This window comes from candidate division WOR-3 bacterium, assembly GCA_039802005.1.
In the GTDB taxonomy this organism is placed as follows: domain Bacteria; phylum Hydrothermota; class Tepidihabitantia; order SM23-42; family JAOAFX01; genus JAOAFX01.
Genome location: JBDRVV010000010.1, coordinates 13009 through 25293, shown reverse-complemented (window position 1 = coordinate 25293; position 12285 = coordinate 13009). Strand labels below are relative to the sequence as shown.

Annotated in this window: 11 protein-coding genes; 7 read left to right on the top strand and 4 right to left on the bottom strand. The window is 37.5% G+C overall.

Translation table 11 applies throughout. The annotated features are described in order from the left end of the window. Positions 1 to 61: 61 nt before the first annotated feature. Together ABIL69_04750 and ABIL69_04745 are read right to left on the bottom strand one after the other, a co-directional pair. Positions 62 to 835, bottom strand: a complete 774-nt coding sequence (locus tag ABIL69_04750) for a sulfide-dependent adenosine diphosphate thiazole synthase (GenBank protein MEO0123296.1) — start codon at positions 833 to 835, stop codon at positions 62 to 64. Between the two features lie 2 nt (positions 836 to 837). Next, the gene (locus tag ABIL69_04745; GenBank protein MEO0123295.1) at positions 838 to 1353 is read right to left on the bottom strand and encodes an outer membrane beta-barrel protein; all 516 of its coding nucleotides are present in this window, start codon (positions 1351 to 1353) and stop codon (positions 838 to 840) included. Between the two features lie 202 nt (positions 1354 to 1555). Between ABIL69_04745 and ABIL69_04740 the strand changes: the two genes are divergently transcribed. From ABIL69_04740 to ABIL69_04710, 7 genes are all read left to right on the top strand, one after another. After that, positions 1556 to 2137, top strand: a complete 582-nt coding sequence (locus tag ABIL69_04740) for a 2-oxoacid:acceptor oxidoreductase family protein (protein MEO0123294.1) — start codon at positions 1556 to 1558, stop codon at positions 2135 to 2137. 65 nt (positions 2138 to 2202) lie between these two features. Then, positions 2203 to 2493, top strand: coding sequence for a 4Fe-4S binding protein (locus ABIL69_04735; protein MEO0123293.1), 291 nt, complete (start codon positions 2203 to 2205; stop codon positions 2491 to 2493). Continuing rightward, positions 2490 to 3662: a pyruvate ferredoxin oxidoreductase gene (porA, locus tag ABIL69_04730; GenBank protein ID MEO0123292.1), complete on the top strand. Its 1173-nt coding sequence runs from the start codon at positions 2490 to 2492 to the stop codon at positions 3660 to 3662. The genes ABIL69_04735 and porA overlap by 4 nt, the downstream gene beginning before the upstream one ends. Then, positions 3659 to 4582, top strand: a complete 924-nt coding sequence (locus tag ABIL69_04725) for a thiamine pyrophosphate-dependent enzyme (GenBank protein MEO0123291.1) — start codon at positions 3659 to 3661, stop codon at positions 4580 to 4582. The genes porA and ABIL69_04725 overlap by 4 nt, the downstream gene beginning before the upstream one ends. 81 nt (positions 4583 to 4663) lie before the next feature. Further along, positions 4664 to 5278, top strand: coding sequence for an HAD family hydrolase (locus ABIL69_04720; GenBank protein ID MEO0123290.1), 615 nt, complete (start codon positions 4664 to 4666; stop codon positions 5276 to 5278). A 159-nt stretch (positions 5279 to 5437) separates the two neighbouring features. Then, positions 5438 to 7108, top strand: a complete 1671-nt coding sequence (locus tag ABIL69_04715) for a metallopeptidase TldD-related protein (protein ID MEO0123289.1) — start codon at positions 5438 to 5440, stop codon at positions 7106 to 7108. Positions 7109 to 7117: 9 nt separating this feature from the next. Beyond that, complete coding sequence (locus ABIL69_04710) at positions 7118 to 8923, top strand: metallopeptidase TldD-related protein (protein MEO0123288.1); 1806 nt, start codon at positions 7118 to 7120, stop codon at positions 8921 to 8923. Between the two features lie 47 nt (positions 8924 to 8970). Here the strand turns inward: ABIL69_04710 and ABIL69_04705 are convergent, their stop codons facing one another. Further along, positions 8971 to 10179, bottom strand: a complete 1209-nt coding sequence (locus ABIL69_04705; protein ID MEO0123287.1) for an aspartate kinase — start codon at positions 10177 to 10179, stop codon at positions 8971 to 8973. A gap of 37 nt (positions 10180 to 10216) precedes the next feature. After that, the gene (locus ABIL69_04700) at positions 10217 to 12088 is read right to left on the bottom strand and encodes a diguanylate cyclase (GenBank protein MEO0123286.1); all 1872 of its coding nucleotides are present in this window, start codon (positions 12086 to 12088) and stop codon (positions 10217 to 10219) included. Between the last annotated feature and the right edge of the window lie 197 nt (positions 12089 to 12285).

The window sequence follows — 12285 nt, the reverse complement described above, 5'->3', positions numbered from 1 at the left end:
TTCGCCTTATGTATTTTACTGAGGAAATTTTGAATAATTATGGCTATGGTAACTCTTCTTTCTACTTCAATTTCTTTATCAATAATTCCGCCAACTTCTTACCGGATAATAACATGCCACCAAATATCGGACCCATCCTTGGTCCCCCAAATACAGCATTTGCAGCCATACCACAAACATATAAACCAGGATAAACTTCGCGTGTATTTTTTATCGTCATATTTTCAGCAACTTCAGCCCACATTGATTTTTCACCTTCAATTTTGCCCGAAACCGTCAAAAGCCTACCCCCACTTTTTCTTTCCACGATATGCACAATTTCGCATGGATGCCCTGTGGCATCAATCACCGCTTTTGATTTAAATGTAATCGGGTCAATATGAAGTTTTGCCATATCAACACTTGTCCAGTTAATCACCACACCACAGACTTTATCTTCCCTAATCATTACATCTTCAATTTTAATAAGATTAAAGATTTTTAAACCCTGTTTTAATGCCTTGTCAGTGAGACAGGCGGTGGCCTCAAGTGAATCAGCAACATAATAACCTTTTTCGTATTCTTTATATCTTATTCCAAATTCTTCAAGAATCTCCAGCCCCTGCTTTTGTACGACAATTTTATTAAACATAATCCCACCACCGGGCATGCCACCGCCGAGTTTTAAAGCACTTTCAAAAAGGACAGTCTTTATTCCATTTTTCGCAAGATAATAACCCGCACATAACCCAGAAGGACCTGCTCCACCAATTATTACATCTGATTCAACATAATTTAAGAGGTCTTTTAAATAGGTCTCTATGATTGCCCGTGAAATAATCGTTTCATCAATCATATTTATAAAACCCCGAATCTTGCACCAAATGAGAGTCTGAACATAGTTTCGGTATCACCTGCATCATAGATAATAATGCCTGGTTCAACAAATATCTTTGTTTTTGGATTTAATGAGTAATTAAGCCCCATGCCAAATCGGAATGAAAAAGATGTGTGAGTATCTGCCTGGCCAGGGGGGTCATAAATTGAAAATCCCAAACCACCGTGGACATAGGGTTCAATTTCGGTCATCGGGATATAAAATAAACCATCAAGAGAAAGTCCACTCGGCTCCCAACCTTCGGAATTGAAATAAAATCGGGTTCCATTGCCAAAAACGACCTCGGCAAAAGTCATTCTTATGCCGACCTGTCTAATGGGATTAATAACACATTCACCGCCGATTCCAAAATAGGCATCATTGCTAATATAAAGACTGGCCTTAGGAGCAAGTTCAAGAACAGAAAATTGTCTTTTAATACCCTTTGCCTGGGCGAAAATTATAACAAGAAGAATAAAGACAATAAATTTTTTCATTTTTTCTCCTTTTTCATAGATTATATCCGATTTCCCCATATTTTCAAGGGGGTACAATTTAATAACATAAATTTATTGACTTAAACTAAAAATTGAGTATAATAAATCACAAAGGCATATACTGAAAGAAGAACGATCATTTATGACCCTGATTTAATAATTAGCAGGGTAACTTTTTATAATTAACTTTAAAAAGGAGTGAATAATGGCAATGCTTGAAATAAGATGGCATGGACGGGGTGGTCAGGGTGCTAAGACTGCTGCCCTGCTCTTTGCTGATGCAGCGGTAGAGACCGGAAAATATATTCAGGCTTTTCCTGAATATGGTCCGGAAAGAATGGGGGCACCGGTATTTGCATTTAACCGTTTGTCAGATGAACCCATTCTTCAACATTGTGGTATTAAAAATCCGAATATCGTCGTGGTTTTGGATCCAACTTTAATGGAAACAATTGATGTTACTGAAGGAATATCGGCAGAAGGAATTATTCTGGTTAATACCCAGAAGACAGCGAAGGAAATAAGGGAGCAATTGAAGATAAAGAGTGATAAGATTAAGGTTTATGTTGTTGATGCAAGTAAGATTGCAAAGGAGATCTTAAAAAGGGATATTCCCAATACACCAATGTTGGGAGCATTAATCAAAGTCTCAAAACTTCTTGAATTTGAACCTATGCTTGAATCAGTAAAGAAGAGGCTTGAACACAAATTTCCGAATCGTCCAGATGTTGTGGAAGGTAATATTAAGGCAATAGTTCGTGCCTATGAGGAGGTAAAAGAATGAACCACCCTCATCCTTCCCTATCCCTTAAAGGGAGAGGACTAAGGAGAGGGTAGGAGGTTAAAATAATGAAGAAAGAAAAGAAAGGCTGGAAAGATTTGCCAATAGGGCTTGCCTGGAAATCAGGCTCAAGCAAGGAATTTGAAACAGGTGATTGGCGGAGCGATAAGCCAATCTGGGATGAGAAAAAATGCACGCACTGTCTTATCTGCTGGATATACTGTCCGGATTCAGCAATTATTATTAAAGATGGAAAGGTCCAGGGAATTGATTACAAATATTGCAAGGGTTGCGGAATATGTGCCGAGGAATGTCCACCCAAAATTAAGGCGATTACAATGGTAAGGGAGGAAAAATGATTGTTGCAAGGACTGGCAATGAGGCAATGGCAGAGGCAATGCGACAGATAAATCCGGATGTTGTCGCTGCGTATCCAATCACACCCGCAACCGAGGTTGTTCAATTATTTGCTTCATTTGTTGCTGATGGTCAGGTCACAACCGAGTTCGTTCCAGCAGAAAGCGAACACTCGGCACTGAGCGCCTGTGTAGGTGCCTCGGCTGCGGGTGCACGGGTGATGACCTCAACTTCTTCCCAGGGACTTGCCTTGATGCATGAGATTTTGTTCATTGCAGCAGGCTTGAGATTACCCATAGTAATCTGTCTTGTTAATCGTGCTTTATCAAGTCCAATAAATATCCATTGTGATCATTCCGATTCACTCGCCTCACGGGATTCTGGATGGCTCCAGATATTTACCGAAAATACACAGGAGGCGTATGATACTACAATAATGGCAGTAAAAATGGCAGAAGAGATTATGCTTCCAGCAATGGTTACAACCGATGGTTTTATCATCAGCCATGGTATGGAAAGGATAGAATTGATTGATGATGAAAAGGTACCAAAATGGCTTGGTGAAAGGAAGGTTGTAAACAATCTTTTAGATGTAGACAATCCTATAACCCTGGGTATGCTCGACCTTCAGGATTACTATTTTGAACATAAACGTCAGGAAATAGAGGCAATGAATAATTGCCTGCCAATAATTGAAAAAGTCCAGAAAGAATTTGGTGATACATTCGGTAGATATTATCCGATCGTTGATGAATATAAAATGGAAGATGCGGAGGTTGCAATTCTTGCGATGGGCTCTACTGGTGGAACAGGTAAGGTTGCGGTGGATAGAATGCGCGAGAAGGGTAAGAAGGTTGGTTTGATTCGTTGTCGGATTTACAGGCCATTCCCCAAAGAAGCAATGTTGAATGCTATTATGAAGGTCAAAGTGCTTGGCGTAATGGACCGTGCTGATACACTTTCTACATTGGGTGGTCATCTATATAATGATTGCCGGTCAATCCTTTATGAATCAGCTAAAAAACCGTTGATGAAAAATTATATCTATGGACTTGGTGGTAGAGATATCAGCATTGAAGAGATTGAGGAAGTTTTTGAACAATTGTTGAAGATTAAAGATACCGGCAGAATTGATAAAGATATTGTGTATTACGGAGTAAGGGGGGAATAATGGCGACATTAAAAGAACTTGTTCAACAGGGAGAGAAATTTCTCGGTGGCCACCGCGCCTGTGCGGGTTGTGGGGCAACGATTGTTGCAAGACAGGTATTGCTTGCGGCTCAATATCCGGTAGTCGTTGGTGCCGCGACCGGCTGTCTTGAGGTTATTTCTACAATCTTTCCTTATTCTGCCTGGAATGTGCCGTATATTCATAATGCCTTTGAAAATGTAGCAGCAACAATGTCCGGTGTTGAAGCGGCATATAAGGCATTAAAAAAGAAAGGCAAAATAGATAAGGATTTAAGATTCATTGCCTTTGGGGGTGATGGTGGAACTTACGACATCGGGCTACAATCGCTATCCGGGATGATTGAGAGAAGACACAAGGTTTTATATGTATGCTACAACAATGAAGCCTATATGAATACCGGAATCCAGCGTTCATCGGCAACCCCTTATGGTGCACATACTACAACATCCCCTGCAGGAACGGTAATCCCTGGTAAATTACAACCGCGTAAGAATCTGACCGAAATTATTATTGCCCATGAACCAGCCTATGCTGCCCAGGCAACGATTGGTTACTGGAATGACCTGGCGACAAAAGTTCGAAAGGCACTCGATGTGGATGGTCCTTCGTTTATCAATGTATTTTCACCCTGCAGGCTAGGTTGGGCTTATCCCCCGGAAAAGACAGTAGCAATCACGAGACTTGCTGTAGAGACCTGTGTCTGGCCTTTGTATGAATACGAAAATGGAAAATATAGAATCACAGTAAAACCGAAAGAGAAAAAACCGGTTGAAGAATTCTTAAAAATTCAGGGTAGATTCACCCATCTATTCAAACTAAAAGACCAAACACCAATAAAAGAATTTCAGGCAGAAGTAGATAGAATCTGGGAAAGACTACAAAAGCGAACAGCGGAATAAAGAGTAAGGGGATATTTAGGGTGTTTAACATTTTTTCCCTGGTATCCCCTTATTTCCCTTAATATCTCCTGCCTGTAAAATATGTTAAAAGTAATTATTTTTGACCTTGATGGAACCCTCTATACCAGTAATGAGGTCTATCAAAAATTTGCCGAGGCAGCATACTATACATACGCAAAATTAAAGAAATCCACTATTGAACAGGCAAAAGAGATTCTTGAAAAACGCAGGGAGGAGATGAAAAAGGAAAAGGGTTATGCAGTGCCTTACACCCTTGCCCTTCTGTCATTTGGAATTCCGATTGAAGAGTGGCATAAGGAGAATATAAAATTTTTCAATGCGGGTGATTTTTTAAAGAAAGATGAAGTATTAAAAAACATTTTATTAAAACTGAAAGAAAAATATAAACTTGCGGTATTTACCAACAACAACAGAATTCAAACTGAGAGGATTTTAAAGGCGCTGGGAATTGAGGATCTATTTGATTATATTTTCACCTACGAAAATTTTAGACTTATAAAACCTGACCCCCAAATCTTCAAACTTGTGATTAAAGAATTAAATGTGAGACCGGAAGAATGCTTGATGGTTGGCGACCGATATTATGTGGATCTTTTGCCTGCAAAGGAGCAGGGGATGGAGATACACGAGGTAGAAGGTCCGGAAGATATTGTTGAATTATTGGAAATTCCCTGAAAATCATAAGTTGAAAAATTTCAGTTGCAATGTAATTTTTTAATAAAAGGCTTACGCCTTAATTCCAATCATAAAACAAACTAAGGAAGTTAATCACTTTTTTGGATTCTTGACTTTAACCAGATTTGGTCTATAATCTAATGCATTAAGGGGGTTTTGATGAAGAAAATAATCGTTTCTTTAATTCTGATATTTTTGGTTGTGGGCTTTGCCGATAATGTAGTTCTTAATACAATGTTAAATGAATTAAATCGTTCTTACCGAATTCTTAACAAGCAAAAGCCCTATCCACTTTATTTTTTACAATATGAGATCATGGATGAGCACCAGATACTTATTTCAGCAGCACTGGGTGCAATAACCGAAGAGTATGAACAGAAGCATCGCTATCTTGATGTGGATGTTCGAATCGGTTCATATAAACTTGACAATACCCATGAAATCAGGGGTGCTGAAGAATATGATTGGTGGTCTTCACCGGTTGAAGTTCCGATTGATGATAACCCTGAGGCATTGCGATTGTTCTTCTGGACAGAGACCGATAAAAAATTTAAGTCTGCACAGGAAAGATATATAAAAATTCTCAATGAAAGACAGGTAAAGGTCTTGGAATCGGATACATCACCTGATTTCAGTGTTGCACCGAAATCAGTATATAATGGTAAGATTGATACAATCGGTTTTGATAAAGAATTATGGAAAGGAAAACTTCGTAAACTATCAAACATTTTTAAAGACTATCCATGGATATACAACTCTCGTGTTGCGCTTCGCACAAACTCTTTGACCAAGTATCTCGTGAATACAGATGGAACAAAATTGCTCCACAATAAATCTGGCTATTATCTAAATATCTATGCTGAGACAATGGCTGATGATGGAATGGAACTCTATCTTAGTTATCCAGTTTATGTCAGAGATATAAAGGATATGCCTGATGAACAGACTTTAAGAATTTATGCTGATTCTTTGATTCAAAATCTGTATGCATTAAAGAATGCACCAATGGTTGAACCATATTCAGGCCCTGCGATACTGATGAATCGTGCCTGTGGTGTATTTTTTCATGAAATCTTTGGGCATCGGATTGAGGGGCACAGGCAAAAGAGCGAATTTGAGGGGCAGACATTCACAAAGAAATTGAATGAAAGAATAATGCCTGAGTTTATATCAGTATATGATGACCCAACGATGGAACGATTTAATAATAGGGATTTGAATGGTCATTATCTATTTGATGATGAAGGGGTAAAGGCACAGAAGGCAGTGATTGTTGAGAATGGTATATTAAAAGGTTTTCTAATGAGCCGTTCACCAATCGCAAATTTTCCTTCTTCAAATGGGCATGGTAGAAGACAGTATGGAAGGAAGGTTGTATCACGACAGGGTATTCTGTATGTAAAATCAAGTAATGAAATTTCTTTTGAAAAATTGCGTAATGCATTGATTGATGAATGTAAAAGACAGAATAAACCGTATGGTCTTATCTTTTATGATATTTCCGGTGGTTTTACTACAACGGGCAGGGAAGGACCACAAACCTTTAAGGTAATTCCATTATTGGTGAAAAGGGTCTATGTAGATGGCAGACCGGATGAAGTTGTGAGGGGTGTTGATATTGTCGGGACTCCACTCCTTTCGCTTTCAAAGATTATTCTAACCGGTAATGATTACGATATTTTTAATGGAACCTGTGGCGCAGAGTCAGGATGGGTACCGGTCTCAGCAATCGCACCATCAATTTTAGTCTCAGAGATTGAGGTAGAAAAAAAGGCAAAAGGTCAGGACAAGCCACCGATCTTGCCCGCACCTACTGGACCATCAAGATAGGAGGAAAAAGTGAGAAATATAAATTTCAAATTTCAAATGACAAATGTCAAAAAAAAGATTGGTCAGGTGGTTGGGATTGGGATGCTGGTATTTGTGCTTATTACACCATTCGTTTCTTTTTCATCGGGGATAACCGAAAATAAAATTTTATTTCAGGCATTGCAGGATGAAATGAAGAGAAATATTACAGAATTACAGTTAGAGAATCAGGCAAAGCCATATTATATTGCATACCGGGTAAAGGATTGGAAAGAGATTGAAATAAAGGCATCATTTGGGGGATTGTTATCAAGTGGTGAATCAAGAAAACGAGAGATATTTGTAGACTTGAGGGTTGGAAATTATCAACTGGATAATAGCAATTTTATCTGTCAGACAGGTAGTTCAAGAGTAATTGAGGCGGAGAGAACTGATTTACCCATTGAAGATGAATACTTTGCCTTGCGCCATGCGATATGGCTTGTCACAGATGGGACATACAAGAAGGCACTCGAAAAACTTGCTCGTAAAAAAGCTTACTATCAAAATAAACAGACCACGGATACAATCCCTGATTTTTCAAAGGTCATACCCTGTTCGCTTATTGAGCCTGTTCCAATTGTTAAATATGATATAAACAAACTGAATGAAAAAGTTGTTAAACTTTCAGAAATCTTAAAAAATTATAAATCAATTTTTGAATCAAATGTTAGGTTGATACTAAAATACGGTAATCAATATTTCTTAGATAGCGATGGGGCAAAGAATGTAAGGCAGGAGATGATTGCGGGTATTGAAGTAAAGGCTAAGGCACAGGCTAAGACTGGCGAAATTATTGAAGACTTCAATGGATTCTATAGTAAGGGTCTTGAAGATTTTGATTTTGTTGCAATTGAAAAATCAATTGATGCCTGGGCAGAGACATTAATGATGGCGGTTAACACGAAGGGTGAAGAAGAAAGTTATTCGGGTCCTGTTTTACTTCTCGGGCAGGCATCATGTGAATTGTTGTTTCAAGTTCTTGGTAAGGGTTTAAGTGGTGTGAGACAGCCAGTTATTGAAAGTGAAATGCTTGAGAGAAATATTCCTAAAGCGAATTTTGGTGTTTTTGCAAATCGCCTTAATAAGCGTATATTACCGGAATTCATTTCAGTATATGATGACCCAGAATTAAAAGAATATAATGGTATACCATTGATAGGTGGTTTTTCAATAGATGAGCAGGGTGTAAAATCAGAAAAGGTTGAACTCGTCAGAAATGGTAAACTGATAAATTTCTTAATGAGCAGAACGCCGGTAAATAAAATAAGAGAAACTAATGGCCATGCAAGGTATTATGATGAAGTCTATGGTCCAAGATATATAGGATTTGTCAGTAATCTGGTGATAAATTCTGAGCGTAAATTAAATGAGAAAGAACTCATAGAAAAATTAAAAACACTGGCACGAGACTATGGGAATGATTATGCGATTATCATTACAAGATTACAGACTACAACTCCACAGAATGCGATGGAGAGATACATAAGATTTTATCAGGCAAGGACAAAACAAACACCATTGATTTCTCCTCCGGAAAATATCTATAAACTTGATATTAAGACTGGTTCTATACAGTTAATTACAGGTCTGGACTTTTCCCAGATAACGCCAGGGATTTTGAAAGATATAGTTGCGACTGGGGATAAGGAATATATATACAATTCTGTATATCGGGATGATTATGGTGATGAATATCCTGTTTCTATTGTTGCGCCTTCAGTTCTTATTGAAGAAATGGAACTGGTGCAGAGAAAAGTAGAAAAAGCAAAACCGCCGATTGTTTCTCGTCCTTAACTATAATCTTTTGTTATCTAACATCTTCACAATTGGCCCAATGTTACTTATTTCTTTAATTGAAATTTTTTCAATAATGAATTGATTGATTTCTCAAGGAATTTTTTCTTTAAGAATATATTGATTGATAATTCGGATGTTGTGACTGCCTCAATATGGGTTTTTGCTTTTGAAAGTTCTTTGAATATTTCAGCGAGAATTTTGTGGTCAGAACCGATACCCGCACCAATGATACTCATTGAACAGATATCAAGAGATTCTTTTATTTCTTTTATCTTTAAACCCTTTGCAAGCCTTTTGATTATCTTTTGTACCAGTTCCCGTTCTTCAAGGGGCGTAATGAAAGAAAGGTCAAAATGTGGTGCATCAGAAATTCCGTGGAAGAAGAATTTCAAATGGACACCGGCATTTGTTAATTCAGTCGTAATCTGAGATAGATATTTAGGATTTTTTGGTACCTGGACAAGGGTTATTAAGTACAATCCTTCACTATGAGTTATTGCCTTGGGCTTTGGATGTTCCATCCCGTTTATATGGGTAATTAGTGTGCCCGGTTTTTTATTAAAACTATTCTTTACTTCAATTGGAATGCCGAATCTTGCACCGATCCCGGTTGCCCTTGGATGTAAAACCTTTGCCCCACGGCTTGCAAGTTCCAGCATTTCTTCGTAAGAAATCTTATCTATCTTTTTCACGCCGGGAAATCTATTTGGGTCTTCGGTGAATACTCCATCCACATCCGTATAAATGATACATTTCTGCGCATTCAAAGCAGCAGCAATGGCAACCGCGGTCGTATCAGAACCACCCCTGCCTAAAGTGGTTATCTCCTTCTCAAAACTCACACCCTGAAACCCGCAGACCACAGGAACAAACCCCTGATTTAGGGCATTTTTTATTCTTTCACCACGAATCTCTATTATTCGCGCATCGGTATGGCGATTGTCAGTAATGATACCAACCTGTGAACCGGTGAAAGAAATTGCCTTCAATCCCCATTTTTGTAGTGCCATTGTGAATAATGCAACTGAAATCCTTTCTCCCGCAGTTAGGAGCATATCCATTTCCCTTGCCCGCGGATTTTTTGTTATCTGACTTGATAGTTTTATCAATTCATCGGTCGTATGCCCCATTGCCGAGACAACGACAATAACATCGCTGCTTTTCTTCTGCTCAAACACACGGCGTGCAGCCTTTAATATTAAATTTGCACTGCCAACCGATGTTCCACCGAATTTGACAACAGTAAGTGCCATCTTTTGATTATACAAATTTTTTGATAAAGGTCAATATCTAATTTTTTTGCCTGAATTTTAATTTTTCTTCATACATCATCTTATCCGCAATATTAATGATATCATCAAGGGTTTTTGAATTATTTGGGTTAAAATATGCATAGCCAATACTCAAAGAAACATCCGGATATTGTTTTGTTTCATTAAATTTTTCAATATTAGTTTTTAAACGATTTAACATTACATTAATACTCTCTGGTTGTGCTTCATTTGCCAAAACAACAAATTCATCCCCGCCTACTCGAGAAATGATATCGGATTTTCTAAAACTATTTTTTAATATATTTGCTACCTGTTTTAGCATAATATCTCCAGTGCTATGTCCAAACCTATCATTTAATTGCTTCATATTATTCAAATCACAATAAAAAATATAAAACCCTTTACCGGTTCTTTTTGATAGATTAACCTGCTGTTCGGCAAACGAAAAGAATCCGCGACGGTTGAATAGTCCAGTTAATTCATCAGTAATTGATTCTATACTCAATTTTTCCTCAATTCTTTTGCGCTCGGTTATGTCCACGATGTAATTTCTTGTTCCGATAATCCGATCTTCTTTTTTAAGAACAAGCGTATTAACTTCAAGATTAATTATATAACCCTTTTTGTGAATACCCTTTATCTCATACATTTTAGGACTAGCTTCTCCTTTGACTCTCTGCCGGTGATAGATTCTCACAAGTTTAAGACTTTCGGGGTGAATATAATCTTCAACACTTAATTTTTTGAATTCTTCAGGTGTATAACCGAAAAGATGGGCAAGTTTATCGTTGAAATATACTACATTGCCGTCTATATCATCAATAAGTATTCCGACTTCGGCATTTTCCACAAGGTCACGGTATCTATTTTCACTTTCAATGATTTCTTTTTTCTGCTGGTCAATCTTTGTGAGCATGCAATTTACTTCTTCAGCAAGAAGACTGAATTCTTTGCTGTAATTGGAAACTTCAATCTTTTTTGTGGTTTTATTTAAATCAATTTCGCCTAATTGTTTAGAAATTCGGACGATCGGTTTTAAAATTGATGTGTTGACCACGATCAGTAGTGCATGGAAAATCAAAAAACCAAAAACAATGATTGCTATTATTATGTATATTTCCGTATTTTTCCCCTGCAGCATTAATTCATTGATTTCAGATATTTTTACAGCAATCATTTTTTGAGATATGACATCGTAAAATTTATGGCTGGCACAGATTCTATCTTTTTCAGTCCATTTTGAAGTTATGTGTTGCTCTTTTGCATTACTTAAGGCACAAAGAGTCGCTGAGTCATCATATCTGATATCAATACTAATACCGGTTAAATGCATAATCGGATTCAGGTCTAATCTTCTCGCCATTAAAAGCCAGCCAACCAAAGGCCCTTTATGCTGACTGGTGAGGATAGATTCCGCAGATATTAGATAAGGCTCGTTATTGATGATTGTACAAACACCCGTAATTAAATAATTTCTTAATTGCTCATTGCGGATTATTTGAGCAAATTTATTGAGTAATTCGTTATCGGGTTCTCTTATTGAATCAGGTTCAGGTTCATATTCACCAGCGTATATTATACTTATATTAAGGTCGTAATAGATTATAAATCTAATATCCAGTGTGACGAAAGAAGAAGGAATAAGATTTTTTTCCTTGTAAACCGGATTTCTTCCTTGGACATATAAATATGTTTCATCCCAGGCGCCCCAATCCTTATTAATTTGAACAAGCCTTTGTATTTCAGCCTCTATAAGTTTGTGAACCATTTCAGCTTTGTCATCTATCTGTTCATAGGCTATATTCTGAAATTGTTTTTGCAAGATTATCCGCGAGAAGACAATGACAGCAATCAATAAAATGAGAACACTTATGAAGAGGTAGCCCAACACCTTTCTCCTTATAGGTAACCTTGAGAGATCTATAATCTTCATCAATTACTATAAATGCAAATTCTGTGCCTGAAAACCCTATGAAAATTCATTAAATTTTTAATGCCGTCTGCTGTTAAATATAACAATTGTTATCTTTAGAAACTCTAATAGGCATCAATTGCTTTGAGAGTCATCCCTTTCATACTTATAAA

What these genes read in the sequence shown, in the direction of transcription:
- ABIL69_04745 (MEO0123295.1), bottom strand. Translation starts at nt 1,353, where the DNA reads ATGAAAAAATTTATTGTCTTTATTCTTCTTGTTATAATTTTCGCCCAG.
- ABIL69_04715 (MEO0123289.1), top strand. Translation starts at nt 5,438, where the DNA reads ATGAAGAAAATAATCGTTTCTTTAATTCTGATATTTTTGGTTGTGGGC.
- ABIL69_04720 (MEO0123290.1), top strand. Translation starts at nt 4,664, where the DNA reads ATGTTAAAAGTAATTATTTTTGACCTTGATGGAACCCTCTATACCAGT.
- ABIL69_04750 (MEO0123296.1), bottom strand. Translation starts at nt 835, where the DNA reads ATGATTGATGAAACGATTATTTCACGGGCAATCATAGAGACCTATTTA.
- ABIL69_04735 (MEO0123293.1), top strand. Translation starts at nt 2,203, where the DNA reads ATGAAGAAAGAAAAGAAAGGCTGGAAAGATTTGCCAATAGGGCTTGCC.
- porA (MEO0123292.1), top strand. Translation starts at nt 2,490, where the DNA reads ATGATTGTTGCAAGGACTGGCAATGAGGCAATGGCAGAGGCAATGCGA.
- ABIL69_04705 (MEO0123287.1), bottom strand. Translation starts at nt 10,179, where the DNA reads ATGGCACTTACTGTTGTCAAATTCGGTGGAACATCGGTTGGCAGTGCA.